Below are 17526 nucleotides of genomic sequence, written 5' to 3' on the forward strand. Positions count from 1 at the left end.
ACCACGCCGCCGTAAATGAAATACGTCCCGCCGACGGAGGCGGTGCCGAGAGTCATCGGCTTCATCTGCGCCTGGGCGGCGCCCGATACGGCCAACGCCGCGGCCAACGCGACGGCTGCAAAAGTGCGTTCGAACATGTGATGATCCTCCCTTGCGAATCTTGCTGTTGGAAGCAGGCGCAAAAGGCCCGCGTCGGTGCGAAACCATGCCCGGATTCGGGCTTTCGCGCAACCGGCCCGTAAAGGTGGTCGGCCTTGCCAATGCCCCTACTCGGCGCCCCTGGTAATCCCGGCCGTCCCGCCTATGTGTGTGAAAGACACATGCGCCGGGCCCTCAGCCCGGGATGGTTAACGGAGGTGGCCCCGATGTCTTTCATTCCCGATTTTCCCGCCGACGGCGTCGTCACCGTCAACCGGGTGATCCTGAAGCCCGAACACAACCTGGACGAGTTGGAAGAACGGGTCGCGATGCTGTGCGAGAACGTCAAGACCTACCATTCCGACACCGGGTTCGTGGGCGGCTTCGTCTGCCTCAATTCCGGCCAAGTATCGAACGAAGGCTCGACCGTCGGCCAGGCTGTCGCCCATCCCCTGAAGGGGCGCGAGGCGCTGATCGTCACTTTTTGGCGCTCGTTCGCCGAACACGAAAAGTCCCACCGGAGCCCGACCTTCCAGCCGCTGTTCAAGGACGTGATCGCGCTCTGCGAGAACGGCAACGAGGAAACCGCCTACACCATGCTGTGGTCGGGCAAGGGCTATTCCGCCGACGAGGCCAAGGCGGCGCGCGCGGCGAAGGAACGCTTCGTCGCCTGAGGCGGCGCGGGCCTCCGCAAATCCGCCTTCGCTGAGAAAACTCCCTTGACCACGATCAAGGACGGGCCGTTCGCCCGCGGCATCATGCGCGTTTCCGATCCGCGGGGATTGACAACGTGGCAAACCCCATTCCGGCGCCGACCCGAGGGCCGCGAGCCGAACGTCCGCTGACGCGCCGCGATCGGGGCGCGCGGGCGAATCACCGCGCGCGTATCGGGTTGCGCCCCTATCGGGGCGCGGCGGTCCTCGCCCGGGTGCTCGGCCCCTTGCTCGCCGCAACCGCCCATTTCGCCGCCCGCCGTCATCCCGATCTGTTCGAACGGCTGGCGGCGATCCCCGATCCCACCTTCGCGCTCGTTCCCGACGAGCTTCCCGTCGCCGTCATCGTGCGCGCCGACACCCGCCGCCCGAGAATGCGCGCGGTGGCCAAGAGCGATCTCGATCCGGCCCGGGTCGCCGCCGTCGTGCGGGGCCCGCTCAGCCGGCTCGCGGCGCTCGCCGACGGCCGGCTCGACGGAGACGCGCTGTTCTTTTCCCGCGAGATCGCGATCGAGGGCTCGACAGAGGCGGCGGTGGCGTTGCGCAACGCCCTCGACAACGCCGAACTCGGCGGACTCGTCGAACTGGTGTTTCCGCCCGGACGCGCGGCGAGGCTGGTGCAGCGCCTGCTGCGCCTCGGCGGCGGCGTCTTGGAGAGGGTACACGCCCGATTAACGGTGCGGCGGACCATCCCATGACCCAAGCGGCCGAACTGATTTGCCCCGCCGGCACCCCGGCCGCCTTGCGCGCGGCGGTGGACGCGGGCGCCGACGCGGTCTATGTCGGATTCCGCGACCGCACCAATGCGCGCAATTTTCCCGGCCTCAACTTCAGCCGCCCCGAGATGAAGGACGCCGTCGCGCTTGCCCACCGGCGCGGCGTCAAGGTCTTCGTCGCCATCAACACCTTCGCGCTCGCCGGCGAGCCCGGGCCGTGGCGCGCCGCGATCGACGACGCCGCGCGTCTCGGAGCCGACGCCGCGATCGTCGCCGACATCGCGGTCGCGGCCTACGCGGCCGAGAAACATCCCGACCTGCGCCTGCATCTCTCGGTCCAAGCGTCCGCCTCCACCGCCGAGGCGATCGAATTCTTCCGCCGCGAATTCGGCATTCGCCGCGTGATCCTGCCCCGGACGCTCACCGTCGCCGAAGTCGCGGCATTGATCCGGCGCGTGCCGGTCGAGGCCGAGGTTTTCCTGTTCGGCGCCATGGGCGTGATGGCCGAGGGCCGCTGCGCGCTGTCCTCCTACGTCACCGGCATTTCGCCGAACCTGGGCGGGGCGTGCTCACCCGCCGAATACGTCCGCTACGACCAGAACGCGGACGGCGCCCTGGTTTCCCGTCTCGGCCGGCACGCGATTTCGAGCCATCCGGCGGGCGAGCCCGCCGGCTACCCGACCCTCTGCCGCGGCTGTTACCATGTCCGCGGCCGCGCGGCCTATCCCTTTGAGGAACCGACCAGCCTGAACGCGGTCGAAACCCTGCCGGCGCTGCTCAAGGCCGGCGTGCGCGCCTTCAAGATCGAGGGCCGCCAGCGCGGGCGCGCCTATGTCGCCGAGGTGGTGGGAACCTTGCGCCGCGCGCTCGACGCCGCGCTCGCGGGCAAGCCGCTCAAGACCGTCGATCTGCGTCAAGTCACGGAAGGTCACCATGAAACGCTCGGCGGCTACGCCAAAATCTGGCACTAGGGCGAAGACGAAACCGGCGCGCGCCCCGGTAGAGGCGCATCTTGATAAGCGCGCGGGGATTTCTCCGTCCGCCCGCCTACCGGCGGGACCGCGCGCCGCGCTGACGCTCGGTCCCTTGCTACACAATTGGCCGGCGGACCAACGGCGGGATTTCTATTTCCGCATCGCCGACGAAGCGCCGGTCGATACCGTCTGCCTGGGCGAAGTGGTGTGCGCGAAGCGCGCGCCGTTCTTCGATCCGCACCTCGACGAGGTCGCCGAGCGCCTGATCCGCGCCGGCAAGGAAGTGGTCTTTTCCACCCTCGCGCTGGTCACCGGCGCGCGCGACATGACGTTCGTCGCCGATGCCGCGGCCAGGCGCGGCCTGGTCGAAGCCAACGACCTGGCGGCGGTCGAGTTGCTGCGCGGGAAGGCCCATCACGTCGGCCCGTTCGTCAACGTCTACAGCGAGGACACCGCGCGCCTGCTCGCCCGCCTCGGCGCGACGCGCATCTGCCTGCCGGTCGAGTTGCCGGCGACGGCCGTCGGCGCCATCGCCGCCGCGACCGCGGCCGAATGCGAGGTCGTCGCCTTCGGGCGGGTGCCGCTCGCCATGTCGGCGCGCTGCTTTCACGCCCGTTCGCGCGATCGGCACAAGATCAACTGCCGCTTCGTCTGCGCCGAAGACGCCGACGGTCTGCCGGTCGAAACGGCGGAGGGCGAACGCTTCCTCGCCATCGCCGGCTGCCACATCCTGTCGCACGCCTACGCCAATCTGGCGAACGAGGTCGCGGCCTTGCGCGCGGCGGGCGTCAAGAGGTTCCGCCTGCTGCCGCAGGCGATCGACATGGTGGCGGTCGCCGACGTCTTTCGCCGCCGGCTCGACGGCCGCATCGGCGGCGCCGAGGCGATGGCCGCACTGCGCCCGCTGGTTGCGCCCGAGATCGCGTTCGTCAACGGCTTCGTCCACGGCCGCGCGGGCGAGGAATGGGTGGCCGATAGCCTTCGCGCCTAATCGACCACGAACAGCTTGGCGCCGGTCGCGGTGCGCGAGCGGTGCGCCATGGCGTGATCGGCGACCTGGTAGCTCGATCCCGGTTTCAGCACGACCTGGCGCCCGTCCTTGAGTTCGGTCACCAGTTCGCCCTCGAGCACCAGCAGGATGTGCCCCTTCTCGCACCAATGGTCGGCGAGATAGCCGGGGCTGTATTCGACCATGCGCACGCGCACTTCGCCGAATTGGCGGGTGCGCCAGATCGCCTCGCCCTTTTCCCCCGGATGGCGGGTGGCGGGCACGTCCGCCCAGTCGGTGGTGCCGAAGGGAATGTCGCGAAGGTGCATGGGTCCAACGGGAGCCGCGGCGCTCAGACGTCCAGGTTCGCCACCTTGAGCGCGTTTTCGGAGATGAAATCGCGCCGGGGTTCGACCACGTCGCCCATCAGCTTGGAGAAGACCTCTTCCGCCTCGTCGGCGTGGGTGACTTTGACCTGCAGGAGCGTGCGCACCTCGGCGTCCAGCGTCGTTTCCCAAAGCTGCTCCGGGTTCATCTCGCCGAGGCCTTTGTAGCGCTGGATCGTGAGACCTTTCCGCCCGAGCCGCGTCACCGCGTCCACCAGAGCGACCGGGCCGGTGATCGGGATCGTTTCGCCCTTGACCTCGAGCTTGCCGTGGCGGGCGTAGAGCTTTTGCAATTCGGCCGCGCGTTTTTCCAGTTTGATCGCGTCGGAGGAGCGGATGACCGCGCCGTCGATGACGTGGCGTTCGGCCACACCCCGGAGCGTGCGCGCGAACGCGAGGCTGCCGTCGGCGAGCGCTTCGCCTTTCCAGCCGCGCTCGATCGCCTGCACCAGGGCATCGAGACGCTTGGCGATCACGCCGGCGACCTCGCCCGCCTGCTTGCGGTCGGCCAGCACCCGGGGGTCGAGCGCGCCCAGGATCGCCGCCTGCTCGAGCACCGGCATGGCGACGTGGGCGCCGAGACGCGCGATCATGCCCTTGATCTGGCGCGCGGCCTCCACCACTTCGCGCAAGTGCGCGCCGCCGACCTGCTGGCCGTCGAAGGGCACGAACACGGCGCCTTCCTCGATCACCGCCGAGAACAAAAACTCCTCGAGCGCGGCGTCGTCCTTCAAGTAGACCGAGGACGTGCCGCGTTTCACCCGGTAGAGCGGCGGCTGGGCGATGTAGAGATAGCCTTTCTCCACCACCTCGCGCATCTGGCGGAAGAAGAAGGTGAGCAGCAGGGTGCGGATGTGGGCGCCGTCCACGTCGGCGTCGGTCATGATGATGATCTTGTGGTAGCGGCACTTGGCGATGTCGAAGTCCTCGCTGCCGATGCCGGTGCCGAGCGCGGCGATCAGGGTGCCGATTTCGGCCGAGCTCAGCATCTTGTCGAAGCGGGCGCGTTCCACGTTCAAAATCTTCCCACGCAACGGCAGAATCGCCTGGGTGCGCCGGTCGCGGCCCTGCTTGGCCGAACCGCCGGCCGAGTCGCCCTCGACGATGAACAGTTCCGACTTGGCCGGATCGCGTTCCTGGCAGTCGGCGAGCTTGCCCGGCAGCGACGAGAGATCGAGCGCGCCCTTGCGCCGGGTCAGTTCGCGGGCTTTGCGCGCCGCTTCGCGCGCGAGCGCGGCCTCGACGATCTTGCCGATGACTTTCTTCGCCTCGGTCGGATGCTCCTCGAACCAGGAATCGAGGGCTTCGCCCATCACGCCTTCGACCGCCGGGCGGACCTCGGACGAGACCAGCTTGTCCTTGGTCTGGGACGAGAACTTGGGGTCCGGCACCTTGATCGAGAGCACGCAGGTGAGGCCCTCGCGCGCGTCTTCGCCGCTGATCGGGATCTTCTCCTTGCGCGCGATGCCGGAATCCTCGGCATACTTGGCGATCGAGCGGGTGAGCGCGTTGCGGAAGCCGGCGAGATGGGTGCCGCCGTCGCGCTGCGGGATGTTGTTGGTGAAGCAGAACATGGTCTCGTGGTAGGCGTCGTTCCATTGCAGCGCCGCCTCGACCGTGAGGCCGTCTTTCTCGCTTTTCACCACGATGGTCGGGACCAGCGCGTTCTTGGAACGGTCGAGCCAATCGACGAACGCCTTGAGGCCGCCCTCGTAGTGCATGTCGACCACCGTCGGCGTCGGCTTGCGCGCGTCGGTGAGGGTCAGCCGCACCCCGGAGTTGAGGAACGCGAGCTCGCGCAGCCGGTGCTCGAGGGTGGCGAAATCGTATTCGGTCTTGGAGAAGGTTTCCTTGGAGGCGAGGAAGGTGACCTCGGTTCCGGTCAGAGGCTTCCCGGATTCGGTCTTGGGCGCTTCGCCGGTCGCCTTGAGCGGCGCCTCGGCCGCGCCGTGCCGGAAGCGCACAAAATGCTCGCGCCCCGCGCGCCAGATGCGCAACTCCAGCCATTCGGAGAGGGCGTTGACCACGGAAACGCCGACCCCGTGCAGCCCGCCCGAAACCTTGTAGGAATTCTGGTCGAATTTACCGCCCGAATGGAGCTGGGTCATGATGACCTCGGCCGCCGAGACCTTTTCCTCGGGATGGAGGTCGGTCGGGATGCCGCGGCCGTTGTCGCGCACCGTGACCGAGCCGTCGCCGTTGAGCACCACGTCGACCCGATCGCAGTAGCCGGCGAGCGCCTCGTCGATGGCGTTGTCGACCACCTCGTAGACCATGTGGTGGAGGCCGGTGCCGTCGTCGGTGTCGCCGATGTACATGCCGGGGCGCTTGCGCACGGCGTCGAGCCCGCGCAGGACCTTGATCGAGTCGGCGTCGTAAGCCTTTTCGGGGGCTTTTTCGGGAGCCTTATCGGGGCCCTTCTCAGGCCGGTCAGCTTTGGCGCTCATGATCCCGAGATTCACCCACCCGGCGCATCAAGGCAAGGGTTCGATCGCGCCCGCGCCGACCGCGAGAAAGAGCGCCCGGCCGGCGAGCGGCGCGAACGGTTCGCGCTCGGTCCCGGCCAGCCACGCTTGGACGCCCGAATCGAGGAGCGCCGCGAACAGGGCCTCGCGCCGGACGCGATCGAGATGGGCGGCAACCTCGTCGAGCAGCAGCGTCGGCCGGGCGCCGTGGGCGTCCGCCAGCACGTCGGCCGCGCCGAGCACCAGCGCGATCAGGAGCGCCTTCTGCTCGCCGGTCGAGCACTGTTCGGCCGCGCGGTCGGCCCCGGCGTGGCGCACCGCCATGTCGCTGCGGTGCGGGCCGACACGGGTCGTGCCGGTGAGGGCGTCGCGTTCGCGCGAATCCCGGAGCGCACGGAGGAGCCGTTCTTCGGCCGCGAGCGCGGGGCTTTCCGCAAGCCAATCTTCGACCGCGCCCGTCATCGCCACCCGCGCGCCGGGAAAGACCCCGCGCGCCTCGCGGCAGGCGGCGTCGAGCCTGTCGGCGGCGGCCGCGCGCGCGCATGCCAGCGCGATACCGGTTTCGGCCATGCGCGCTTCCAGGGACGCGAGCCAGCCCGGCTCGGCCCCGGCCCCGGAATCGGCCAGCAGCCGGATGCGCTCGCGCGCCGCCCGCTCGTAATTCTGTTTCAACTCGGCGTGCCCGGCGGCGAGCCCCGCGGCGACGCGATCGACGAACTTGCGACGCTCGCCGGCGCCGTCCTGGAACAAGCGCTCCATCGGCGGCGTCAGCCAGTGGACCGCGAACGTTTCCCGGAGCCGCCCCTGCGCGCGCGCGGGCGTGCCGTCGACGCGCACCAAGCGGCGTTCGGGCGCGTCCGCTTCGGGATCGAGGCCGGTGCCGATCTCGTGCGTGCCGTGGGGCCCATCGACCCGCGCCGCCACCGCCCACGCCGGGCGCAGGGCGGGCCCTGCCGCCGCCGCGCCCCAGCGGGTCGGCTCGGCCGGCGCCGCCGCGCGCAATCCCCGGCCCGGCGCGAGAAACGAAATCGCCTCCAGCACGTTCGTCTTGCCCGCGCCGTTGGGGCCGACCAGAACGATCAGGCCGGGACCGGAGGGAACGTCGAGCCGAAGCCGGGCGTAGGAGCGGAAATCGGTGAGCGCGAGCTGGCCGACGGAAAACGCCGCGCGCGCAGGGGCAACCGGGGCGGGCTCGGTCGGGGGGCGCGACGACGCCGACGCCCGGGTCATACCCGCATCGGCATCAGGACGTAGAGGCCGGCGGCATCGGCCGCATCCACCAGGACGGTCGGCGAGGCGGCGTCGGCCATGGCGAGCCGCACGGTGTCGCCGCTCATCTGCTGGGCGATGTCGAGCAGATAGCGCGCATTGAAGCCGATCTCGAGGCCCGGGCCCTGGTAGGCGACCTCGATCTCCTCGCTGGCGCTGCCGTTTTCCGCGCTGGTGGCGGACAGTTCCAGCATGTTGCGCCCGAGCTTGAGCTTGACCGCGCGCGACTTCTCGCTCGAGATGGCGGAAACGCGATCGACCGCCTCGGTGAAGATCCGGCGGTTGACTTCCATTTCCTTGTCGTTGCCGGTCGGGATCACCCGCTCGTAATCGGGGAAGGTGCCGTCGATCAGCTTGGAGGCGATCTCCGCGCCGTCGAGGGCGAAGCGGATCTTGGTGTCGGATACGCCGATCTCGACCTCGGCGTCCGACCCTTCGATCAGCCGGTGCAGCTCGTTGACCGTCTTGCGCGGCACGATCACGCCGGGCATGCCGGCGGCGCCCTTGGGCAGCGGCGCTTCGACGCGGGCAAGGCGATGGCCGTCGGTCGCGACCGCGCGCAGCACCGGCGTCTTGTCGTGCTTGGCCGCGTGCAGGTAGATGCCGTTGAGGTAGTAGCGAGTCTCCTCGTTGGAAATGGCGAAGCGCGTGCGCTCGACGATGCCGCGCAATTCGGCGGCGCCGAGACGGAACGTGTGGGCGTAACTGCCCCCGCCCATGACCGGAAATTCCTCGACCGGGAGGCAGGCGAGCTGGAAGCGCGAGCGCCCGGCGCGGACCGCGATCTTGCCGTCGCCGCCGGCGTCCATCTCGACCTCGGCTCCCTCGGGCAGCTTGCGGACGATCTCGTAAAGGGTATGCGCGGGCGCGGTGGTCGCGCCCTTGGCCGCGATCGCGGCGGCGACGCTTTCGACCACCTCGATATCCATGTCGGTCGCGCTGAGCGCGAGCTTGCCGTCGGCGGCCGCGATTTTGACGTTGGCGAGAATGGGAATGGTGTTGCGCCGCTCGACCACGCTTTGCACGTGGCCCAGGGTCTTCAGCAGCGCGGCCCTCTCGATCGTGAATTTCATGGGATATCGGCTAGGTTGCGATGGCGGATACCGGAGACAGTCCGGCCATTATAGCAAAACGCCTTGTCGGGGAAACCGCGCGCCGAAGCCGAAAAAATCCCGGCCTCTCAACCCTCCAGCATGCGCCGGAGCATGTCCACGTCCTCGGCGAAGGCTTGGTCCTGGGCGCGCAATTCTTCCACCTTGCGGACCGCGTGCATGACCGTGGTGTGGTCGCGACCGCCGAACTTGCGCCCGATTTCGGGCAACGAGCGCTGGGTCAGCTGCTTGGCGAGGTACATGGCGATCTGGCGCGGCCTTGCGACCGAGCGCGAGCGGCGCTCGGAGAACATGTCGGCGTGGCGGACATTGAAGTGGGCGGCGACCCGTTTCTGGATGTCCTCGATCGTCACCCGCCGGTCGTTGGCCCGGAGCAGGTCCTTGAGGTAGTCCTGGATGGTTTCGAGCGAAATCTCGCGCCCGACCAGCTGGGCCTGGGCGACGACCCGGTTCAGCGCCCCTTCCAGTTCGCGCACGTTGCCGGTGATCCGGTGCGCCAGGAATTCCAGCACCTTGTGCGGAACCGCCTCGCCGAGCTGTTCGGCCTTCGATTCGAGGATGCCGAGGCGCAATTCGTAGGTGGTGGCGTGGATATCGGCGACCAAGCCGCAGTTGAGGCGCGAAATCAGCCGTTCCTCCATCCCCTCCAGATCGGAGGGCGACTTGTCGGCGGAAATCACGATCTGGCGGCCCTGGTCGACCAGGGCGTTGAAGGTGTGGAAGAATTCCTCTTGGGTCGAATCCTTGCCGGCGATGAACTGCACGTCGTCGATCATCAGCACGTCGACCGAGCGGAACTGTTCCTTGAAATCGACCGTGTTCTGCTCGCGCAGCGCGCGGATGAAGCGGTACATGAACTTCTCGGCCGACATATAGATGACGTTGCGCTTCGGCTGGTGGGTGCGGATGTGCCAGGCGATCGCGTGCATCAGGTGGGTCTTGCCGAGGCCGACGCCCCCGTAGAGGAAGAGCGGATTGAAAGGCGGGGCCTTGGTCGCCTCGGCCACCCGTTTGGCCGCCGCCCAGGCGAATTCGTTGGGCTTGCCGACGACGAAGGCATCGAACACATAGCGCGGATCGAGGGGCGCGCTGATGCCCTCGCGCGCGGGGCGGGCCCCCGGCGCGCCGGGCGTCCCGCCCAATATTCCGTTGGCCGCGTCGCCGGCGGACGCGGGCGAGGCGTGCGCGCCGAACTTCGGCCCGGATGCCGGCGGCCGGAGCGGCGGAGCCGCGCGTTCCGCGGAAACCTGGACGTCGAGACCGGCCACCCCGGGGTTGATCTCGCGCCACATCCTGGCAATCCGGTCGGCGTAGTTGTCGAGCACCCAATCGCGCATGAACCGGGTCGGCACCGCGAAGCGGACGCGGCCGTTCTCGAACAACTTGACCGCCATCGGCTTGAGCCAGCTTTGCCAGGCCGCGTCGCCCACTTCGCCGCGCAAGCGCGCGCAAATGTCGCGCCACTCGTTTTCGATGTTTGAAAGCGGAACCGGGCTTGGGATGTTGTCGCTGGACATTAAGAAATCTTCCTGAAGGCACGTTTCTCGAAATCGCCCGTTGCTCGATTTCGGCCGCCGTCACCGCCGAACGCGGCCTCCCGAGTCCTCAATGCGTCGCCATGGCGGCGGTGCGCCGGAGGCCCCGGAAAACCGGGCCGACCGGAGTGGAATATTGGAAACGAAATCCGTCAAGGAACCCCCCTGAAAGCCGTGGAAGCCCGGTTCTTCGCCGGATTTCCTTGTCATACTCTCGGGCCGTTACCGCCCGTCATCCGACCCGATCCGTCACTCTCTCCTGCCCGCGCTCGATTCCGAGGATTTACGCGAACGAAGTCGCCAAGCTTCCGTCGTTCGAGATTGCAGGTGCTGTGTTTCTCGCGTGCCTGTGTTTCTCGCGTGAATGTGACGAAGCGGATAAAGCGTGTGCGCGGATATTTTACGTGGGCGCGCCGATGTGCGTCATCGACACGAACGAACTGTAGCGAGAGGCGCTCGTGTGCGCAACCGGCTTGTGATCGTCGCGCGTGAGAAAATCTCCCTTGACGAAATTCCGTGGCGAGCGCGATCGCGAACGAAATAAAACGAAATGGCGCGCAAAAAAATATCGAGCGTTCGCAGTCTGTTGACCGCGGCCGGGAACGAAATTGGTCCGAAAATGAACTCAACGCCGCGCGTCAGATGAAGCGCAGGCCGGCTCGGCGTCAAACGGGGGAATTCGCCGCGCGAGGGAAAGCGCGCGGGAGAACGGAAGTCTCAACCTATCTTGCGAATGCGGGCGACGAGACGCGATATCTTGCGTGCCGCCGCGCGCCGATGGACGACGCCCTGGCGGCTTCCGCGCATCAGTTCCGGCTCGGCCACGCGGAGCGCGGCCTCGGCTTTCTTCTTGTCGCCGGCGGCAATGGCGGCTTCGACCGCCCGCACGGCGGTGCGAACCCGACTCAGCCGCGCGATATTGACCGCGGTCCGTTTCGGCGTCTGGCGCGCGCGCTTGAGCGCCGACTTTGTGCGCGCGATTTTTTTCTTTTTTGCGCCTGCGCCGGCCGCTGGTGCTTGGTCGCCCATGATGCCCTAGACTCCGAAACGAACTCCGAACCCGGGTTTTCCGCGCCAAGCCCCCTCGCGGGCCGCCGATCGACGCGGAGGGAGCGGCTTATAGCCCCCGGCCTCCGCGCCGTCAACCGCGGCGACCCAACGTTTTTCGGCCGACCGCGCGCGGGCCTATTTGTTGGCGAAATTGGGTTGGCGTTTTTCGGCGAAGGCGGCCATGCCTTCCTTCTGGTCGGCGGTGCCGAACAGCGAATGGAACAAACGGCGCTCGAAGCGGATGCCTTCGGCCTGCGTCGTCTCGAATGCCCGGTTGACCGCTTCCTTGGCCATCAGGGCCGATGGCCGGGACATCTTGGCGATGGCGGTGGCGGTCTTGACCGCTTCTTCCACCAGTTCGGCCGCCGGCACCACCCGGCTGACCAGGCCCGAGCGCTCGGCCTCGGCCGCATCCATCATCCGCCCGGTCAGGCACATTTCCATCGCCTTGGACTTTCCCACCGCGCGGGTCAGGCGCTGGGTGCCGCCCGCGCCGGGGATGATGCCGAGCGTGATTTCCGGCTGGCCGAACTTGGCGTTGTCGGCGGCGAGGATGAAATCGCACATCATCGCCATTTCGCAACCGCCGCCGAGCGCGTAGCCGGCGACCGCCGCGATGGTCGGCTTGCGGCAACGCGCGAGGCGCTCCCAATCCGAGATGAAATCGCCGAGAAAGGCTTCGGCGAAAGTCTTGTCCTTCATCTCCTTGATGTCGGCGCCGGCCGCGAACGCCTTTTCGCTGCCGGTCACCACGATCGCGCCGACGGCGGTGTCGGCTTCGAAGGCGTCCAGCGCCTGCGCCAGTTCCGCGATCAATTGGGCGTTGAGGGCGTTGAGCGCCTTGGGTCGGTTGAAAATGACGAGCCCGACCGGCCCGCGCGTTTCGACGATGATGTTCTGAAAGGCCATGGCGGCACCTCCTGGAGCGGCGGGGGAAGATACGACGGAACCGGCCCGGGCGACAGGTCCTTGCGGGGAACCTTATCGAATCCGGGCGGGAGACAAGGAAAACCGCACGTCGAGGCCGTCCGCCCGGTCGGCGATGTCGAGGGTCAGGGCCTCGCCCTCGCGCACCCAGCGGGAGCGCCCTTCGGCGCGCCAGCCGAGCGCGGGCAACGTTTCGCCGTAGAACTCGCGCACGGCCTTGGCCTCGACTTTGCCCCGGGCATAGGTTTCCGCGAGCCTTCCCTGCGCCGCGTCGAAGACCAGGGCGCGGGCTTCGTCTTCGACCAGGCCCGGCATCAAAGGAATGTCCTCGATCACGGACAGAAACACCGCTTCTTCGTCGGGTTCGGCCGGTGTCGCGGGAGTCGCGGTTTGCGCGGGCGCTTGCGCGGCCGACAGCCCCGCGACCAGGGCCGCGGCGGCAAGCACGCATCGGAGCGACGACAACAACGTCATAAGAAAACGTATATCATCCCGCGCCGCCCTTTTCACCGCTGGCGGCGCGGACAATAAAACGTCGATCGCCCACCCTGCGCCTTGCGGCGTATGCCGCCGGTTTCGGCGGCGTCGCAATCGCAGCCGGGGCACGGTTTGCCCTCGCGGTCGTAGACCGCGAAGCGATGCTGGAAATAGCCGAGTTCGCCCGAAGGCTGGCGATGATCGCGGAGCGAGGACCCGCCGGCGGCGATGGCGCTTTCGAGCACCGCATGGATGGCGCGCGCGAGCGCGTCCGCGCGGGGGCCCTTGACCGATCCCGCTTTGCGGAACGGCGAGAGCCGCGCGCGGAATAGAGCCTCGCACGCGTAGATATTGCCGATGCCGGCGACGATGCGCTGGTCCATGAGCGCGGCCTTGAGCGCGGTCTTGCGCCCGGCCAGCCGCCGGGCGAGGGCGGCGCCGTCGAAATCGGCGGCCAGCGGCTCGGGCCCGAGGGCGCGGAACCACGGGTGCCGGGGGAGGTCCATTTCGGGCACGAGCGCCATCAGCCCGAACCGGCGCGGGTCGTTGAAACGAAGGACCGTTCCATCGTCGGTTTCGATCTCGACATGGTCGTGCTTTTCCGCCGCCGGCGGCGGCGGGCGGAACAGCCGCATCCGCCCCGACATGCCGAGGTGCGCGACCAGGATGTCGTCATGGTCGAGCCGGACGAGCAGGAACTTGGCCCGGCGCGCGACCTCGCGCACCCGGCGGCCCTCCAGGCGGCGGGCGAAGTCACGCGGCAATGGAACGCGCAAGTCGCGCTTTCGCACCCGGACCCGGGCGATGCGACGGCCTTCCAGTTGGCGGGCGAGCGCGCGGCGGACGGTTTCCACTTCGGGCAGTTCGGGCATTGGCGGACCTCGGACACCGCGCATGCTAGCGAAGGCCGCCCGCCTCGGCTATCGTTCCGACCATGACGCCCGCGCCCGAATCCCGCCGCACCCATTTCGGTTTCCGCACCGTCGGGGAATCGGAGAAGGCGCCGCTGGTGCGCCGGGTGTTCGATTCGGTCGCCGAGCGCTACGACCTGATGAACGACCTGATGAGCCTCGGCGTGCATCGCCTGTGGAAGCGGGCGCTCATCGACCGGTTGCGGCCGCGCGCGGACCTCACGCTCCTCGACATCGGCGGCGGCACCGGCGACATCGCCATGCTCTGGCGCGACGCGGGCGGCGGACCGGCGACGGTGGTCGACGTCAACCCCAGCATGATCGCGGTCGGGCGCAAACGCGCCGCCGAACGCGGGCCCGATTCCGGCATCGCCTGGATCTCGGGCGACGCCGAAAACCTGCCCTCGGCCGACCGGACGTTCGACGTCGCCACCAGCGCCTTTTGCCTGCGCAACGTGACCCGGCTCGACGCGGCGCTGGCGGAAGCCTACCGCGCGCTCAAGACCGGCGGGCGGTTCGTGGTACTCGAATTCAGCAAGATGTCGCTGCCCGGGCTCGACCGGCTTTACGACGCATGGTCGTTCAAGGTGCTGCCGGCGCTCGGCGAAAAAATCGCCGGCGATCGCGACGCCTACCAATATCTCGCCGAAAGCATCCGCCGCTTTCCGCCGCAAGAACAATTCGCGCGGATGTTCGGCCAAGCCGGCTTCGAGCGGGTCGGCTTCCACAACCTTTCGGGCGGCATCGCCGCGCTCCATTGGGGCTGGCGGCTCTAACCTTCATACAAGGACGAAACCCATGCCCCGTCGGATCGCCGGTCTGCTGGCCGCGTTGTTCGTCCTGCTCGGTGCCGCCCCACACGCAGCGGCCCAGGATCTGAAGGAGCGCAAGATCGGCATCGTGCTGATACACGGCAAGTGGGGCGCGCCCGACGACCGCCACCTCTACCGGATTTCGCACGCCCTCCAAAGCGCCGGGGTGATGTTAGAAACGCCGATCATGCCCTGGTCGCGGCACCGCAATTACGATGTCGGTTACGACGACGCCTTGAAAGAAATCGACCAGGCGGTCGCCAAGTTCAAAGCCAACGGCGCGCAACGCATCGTCGTCGGCGGGCACAGTTTCGGCGCCAACGCCGCCCTCGCCTATGGTGCCACGCGGGAGGGTGTCGTCGGTCTCGTCGCGCTCGCCCCCGGGCATGTTCCCGACCTGGGCCGCTTCCGCCAGGCCATGGCCGCCGACGTCGAGCGCGCCAAGGGGCAAGCCGCCGCCGGCAAGGGCAACGAGCCGTTCGAGTTCAACGATCTCAACCAGGGACGCCGGGAGGGCAAACGCACGACCGCGAGCATCTTTCTCAGCTATTTCGACCCCGAGAGCGCGGCCGCGATGACGCGCACGGCGTCGCGACTCAAACCCGGAACGGCGCTCCTGTGGGTGATCGGCGAGAACGACTCCCTGTTCGCGACCGGCAAGGGAGCGATTTACGACCAGGCACCGGCGCACCCGAAAAACCGCTACGCCTCCGTTCCGGGCGGGCATCTGGATACGCCGAGCGAGGGTGTCTGGATCGTGCTCGAGTGGCTTAAGGCGATCACCGACTAAGTTTAAAATCATTCAAATTCAATAGCTTACTTCCATCCTTGCGGAGCGTGGACGCGGGCGCTAGCCTATCCACACAAAGCGTTCGTTAAATGGTTAAGAACCCCAATAAATCGCCCATGCGACCCGAGGCCGGTCGCCGCATCTTGCTGGTCGTCACCGGCGGCATCGCCGCCTACAAGACGCCGGAACTGGTGCGCCGCCTGCGCGAACACGGGCTCGCCGTCCGCTGCGCGCTGAGCCGGGGCGGCAAGCAATTCGTCGCTCCGCTCGCGCTCGCCGCCGTCGCCGAAGACAAGGTCTACGAGGATCTCTTTTCGCTGACCGACGAAAGCGAGATGGGGCATATCCGGCTTTCGCGCGAGGCCGACCTGGTGCTGGTGGCCCCGGCGAGCGCCGATATGCTCGCCAAGATGGCGGCCGGCCTCGCCGACGATCTCGCCAGCACGCTCTTGCTCGCCACCGACAGACCGGTGATGGCGGCGCCGGCCATGAACGTGCGCATGTGGGAACATCCGGCGACCCAGGCCAATCTCGCGACCTTGAAAAATCGCGGCGTCCGTTTCGTCGGCCCCGAGGAAGGCGACATGGCCTGCGGCGAATGGGGCATGGGCCGCATGGCCGAGCCCGACGCCATCGTCCAGGCGGTGCGCGCGTTCCTCGCCGACGGCGGCGCGCCGGTCGGCGCGCTTCGCGGCGCGCGCGCGCTGGTCACCAGCGGCCCGACCTGGGAAGCGCTCGATCCGGTGCGCTACATCGCCAACCGCTCGTCGGGCAAGCAGGGCCACGCCATTGCGCGCGCGCTTTCCCGCGCCGGCGCCCGCGTGACTTTGGTGACGGGGCCGGTGGCGCTTCCCGATCCCGAGGGCGTCGCGACGGTACACGTGGAATCGGCGCGCGCGATGTTAGCGGCATGCGAACGAGCGTTGCCCGTCGATGTCGCGGTGTGCGCGGCCGCCGTCGCCGACTGGCGCCCGGCCGAGGCGGCCAAGAGAAAGATCAAGAAAACCGGCGCGCCCCCCAAGATCGCGCTCGCCGAGAACCCGGATATTCTGAGGACGCTCGCGCATGCCGGAAAATGCCGGCCTAAACTCGTGATCGGCTTCGCCGCCGAAACCGACGATCTCATCGCTAACGCCAAAAAGAAGCTCGCGGCCAAGGGCTGCGATTGGATACTCGCCAACGACGTGTCGGAAGGCACCGGCGTGTTCGGCGGCGACGCCAACCGTGTCGCGCTGGTGTCGGCGAAGGGCGCGGACCAATGGCCGGCGATGAGCAAGGGTGCGCTCGCCGAGCGGCTCGCGGGGCGGATCGCCGAAACCCTGCGTTCTTCGAAACGGGGCCGCACATGACCGTCGAGGTCAAAGTCGCGCGCCTTCCCCACGGCGACGGCCTGGCGCTGCCGGCCTACGCCACCGCCGGGGCCGCGGGCGCCGACCTGCTCGCCGCGGTCGAGAAGCCGGTCGTGCTCGCCCCCGGCAAGCGCGAGACGATTCCCACCGGCATCGCGCTCGCCTTGCCCGAAGGTTTCGAGGCGCAGGTGCGCCCCCGTTCCGGTCTCGCGCTCAGCCACGGCATCACCGTCTTGAACGCGCCCGGCACCATCGATTGCGACTATCGCGGCGAGGTCCGGGTGATCCTCGTCAATCTCGGCGAGGCGCCCTTCGTCGTCGAGCGCGGCATGCGCATCGCCCAGATCGTCGTCCAACGGATCGAGGCCGTGCGCTGGCGCGTGAGCGACCAGTTGCCCGCGAGCGCACGCGGGCCGGGCGGGTTCGGCTCGACCGGGACCGGCGGGGGCGCGTGATGCTCAAGCTCTCGCGCAAGACCCTGTTCGCGATCGAGGCGGTGCTCGACATCGCCTACCACGCCGGCGCCAATCCGGTGCCGAGCGCGGAGATCACCCGCCGCCAGGGCATTCCCCAGCGCTACCTCGAGCGCGCGTTGCAGGAACTGGTGCGGGCCGGCGTGCTGGTCGGCGTGCGGGGGCCGCGCGGCGGTTATCGGCTCGCGCGCGAGCGCCGGCGCGTGTCGGTCGGCGAAATCGTGCGCGTCGTGCGCGCGTTGGAAGCCGGCCAAGCCGACATCGCCGACGCCGGCGGCTCGATACTCGGCCAGAAGGTGGTGCGGCCGCTGTGGGGCGAATTGAACGACGTTCTCATGGGCCGGCTCGACACGGTTTCGATCGAGGATTTGTGTGCGCGCGCGGCCGCCGCCGGCATCGCGAGCGAAGGTCGTCGCAACCTCGATTTCGCCATCTGACCGC

Annotated in this window: 19 protein-coding genes; 9 read left to right on the top strand and 10 right to left on the bottom strand. The window is 68.3% G+C overall.

What is annotated here, in order from left to right:
* Window positions 1–137, bottom strand: a 137-nt coding sequence (locus FJ311_09790; protein ID MBM3951732.1) for a C4-dicarboxylate ABC transporter substrate-binding protein, incomplete at its 3' end; no start/stop codon positions are given.
* A gap of 228 nt (window positions 138–365) precedes the next feature.
* Between FJ311_09790 and FJ311_09795 the strand changes: the two genes are divergently transcribed.
* The 4 genes from FJ311_09795 to FJ311_09810 all read left to right on the top strand — a co-directional run bounded on the left by FJ311_09795 (window position 366) and on the right by FJ311_09810 (window position 3532).
* Window positions 366–812 carry a ligand-binding protein SH3 gene (locus FJ311_09795; GenBank protein ID MBM3951733.1) on the top strand — a complete coding sequence of 149 codons (447 nt, stop codon included), beginning with the start codon at window positions 366–368 and terminating at the stop codon, window positions 810–812.
* A gap of 413 nt (window positions 813–1225) precedes the next feature.
* Window positions 1226–1549: a hypothetical protein gene (locus tag FJ311_09800; GenBank protein MBM3951734.1), complete on the top strand. Its 324-nt coding sequence runs from the start codon at window positions 1226–1228 to the stop codon at window positions 1547–1549.
* Window positions 1546–2538 (top strand): U32 family peptidase, encoded by a 993-nt coding sequence (locus tag FJ311_09805; protein ID MBM3951735.1) that lies wholly within the window; start codon window positions 1546–1548, stop codon window positions 2536–2538. The genes FJ311_09800 and FJ311_09805 overlap by 4 nt, the downstream gene beginning before the upstream one ends.
* A complete protein-coding gene (locus tag FJ311_09810; GenBank protein ID MBM3951736.1) occupies window positions 2501–3532 on the top strand; it encodes a U32 family peptidase in 1032 nt (343 codons plus the stop codon). Before FJ311_09805 ends, FJ311_09810 begins: the two co-directional genes overlap by 38 nt.
* Here FJ311_09810 and FJ311_09815 read toward each other — a convergent pair.
* The 9 genes from FJ311_09815 to mutM all read right to left on the bottom strand — a co-directional run bounded on the left by FJ311_09815 (window position 3529) and on the right by mutM (window position 13622).
* Complete coding sequence (locus FJ311_09815; protein MBM3951737.1) at window positions 3529–3858, bottom strand: hypothetical protein; 330 nt, start codon at window positions 3856–3858, stop codon at window positions 3529–3531. The genes FJ311_09810 and FJ311_09815 overlap by 4 nt on opposite strands.
* A 23-nt stretch (window positions 3859–3881) precedes the next feature.
* Window positions 3882–6362 (bottom strand): DNA topoisomerase (ATP-hydrolyzing) subunit B, encoded by a 2481-nt coding sequence (gyrB, locus tag FJ311_09820; GenBank protein ID MBM3951738.1) that lies wholly within the window; start codon window positions 6360–6362, stop codon window positions 3882–3884.
* Between the two features lie 27 nt (window positions 6363–6389).
* On the bottom strand, window positions 6390–7610 hold the full coding sequence (gene recF, locus FJ311_09825; GenBank protein ID MBM3951739.1) for a DNA replication/repair protein RecF: 1221 nt from the start codon (window positions 7608–7610) through the stop codon (window positions 6390–6392).
* On the bottom strand, window positions 7607–8722 hold the full coding sequence (locus FJ311_09830) for a DNA polymerase III subunit beta (protein MBM3951740.1): 1116 nt from the start codon (window positions 8720–8722) through the stop codon (window positions 7607–7609). The genes recF and FJ311_09830 overlap by 4 nt, the downstream gene beginning before the upstream one ends.
* A gap of 107 nt (window positions 8723–8829) precedes the next feature.
* Window positions 8830–10278, bottom strand: coding sequence for a chromosomal replication initiator protein DnaA (gene dnaA / locus FJ311_09835; GenBank protein MBM3951741.1), 1449 nt, complete (start codon window positions 10276–10278; stop codon window positions 8830–8832).
* A gap of 735 nt (window positions 10279–11013) precedes the next feature.
* Entirely contained in the window at window positions 11014–11277 is a 264-nt protein-coding gene (locus FJ311_09840; protein MBM3951742.1) for a 30S ribosomal protein S20, read from the bottom strand.
* A gap of 204 nt (window positions 11278–11481) precedes the next feature.
* The gene (locus FJ311_09845) at window positions 11482–12255 is read right to left on the bottom strand and encodes an enoyl-CoA hydratase (protein ID MBM3951743.1); all 774 of its coding nucleotides are present in this window, start codon (window positions 12253–12255) and stop codon (window positions 11482–11484) included.
* Window positions 12256–12327: 72 nt separating this feature from the next.
* A complete protein-coding gene (locus tag FJ311_09850; protein MBM3951744.1) occupies window positions 12328–12747 on the bottom strand; it encodes a hypothetical protein in 420 nt (139 codons plus the stop codon).
* Window positions 12748–12779: 32 nt separating this feature from the next.
* The gene (mutM, locus tag FJ311_09855) at window positions 12780–13622 is read right to left on the bottom strand and encodes a bifunctional DNA-formamidopyrimidine glycosylase/DNA-(apurinic or apyrimidinic site) lyase (GenBank protein ID MBM3951745.1); all 843 of its coding nucleotides are present in this window, start codon (window positions 13620–13622) and stop codon (window positions 12780–12782) included.
* 62 nt (window positions 13623–13684) lie between these two features.
* On the opposite strand from mutM, the gene FJ311_09860 reads away from it, so the two are divergent.
* The 5 genes from FJ311_09860 (at window position 13685) to FJ311_09880 (ending at window position 17522) form a co-directional block, all read left to right on the top strand.
* On the top strand, window positions 13685–14437 hold the full coding sequence (locus FJ311_09860) for a class I SAM-dependent methyltransferase (GenBank protein ID MBM3951746.1): 753 nt from the start codon (window positions 13685–13687) through the stop codon (window positions 14435–14437).
* Window positions 14438–14459: 22 nt separating this feature from the next.
* Complete coding sequence (locus tag FJ311_09865) at window positions 14460–15263, top strand: alpha/beta hydrolase (protein MBM3951747.1); 804 nt, start codon at window positions 14460–14462, stop codon at window positions 15261–15263.
* 116 nt (window positions 15264–15379) lie between these two features.
* On the top strand, window positions 15380–16612 hold the full coding sequence (coaBC, locus tag FJ311_09870) for a bifunctional phosphopantothenoylcysteine decarboxylase/phosphopantothenate--cysteine ligase CoaBC (protein MBM3951748.1): 1233 nt from the start codon (window positions 15380–15382) through the stop codon (window positions 16610–16612).
* Window positions 16609–17067 carry a dUTP diphosphatase gene (locus FJ311_09875; protein MBM3951749.1) on the top strand — a complete coding sequence of 153 codons (459 nt, stop codon included), beginning with the start codon at window positions 16609–16611 and terminating at the stop codon, window positions 17065–17067. Before coaBC ends, FJ311_09875 begins: the two co-directional genes overlap by 4 nt.
* Window positions 17067–17522 (top strand): Rrf2 family transcriptional regulator, encoded by a 456-nt coding sequence (locus FJ311_09880; protein MBM3951750.1) that lies wholly within the window; start codon window positions 17067–17069, stop codon window positions 17520–17522. Before FJ311_09875 ends, FJ311_09880 begins: the two co-directional genes overlap by 1 nt.
* Window positions 17523–17526: the final 4 nt, after the last annotated feature.

This window comes from Rhodospirillales bacterium (assembly GCA_016872535.1).
Lineage (GTDB): Bacteria > Pseudomonadota > Alphaproteobacteria > Rhodospirillales > 2-12-FULL-67-15 > 2-12-FULL-67-15.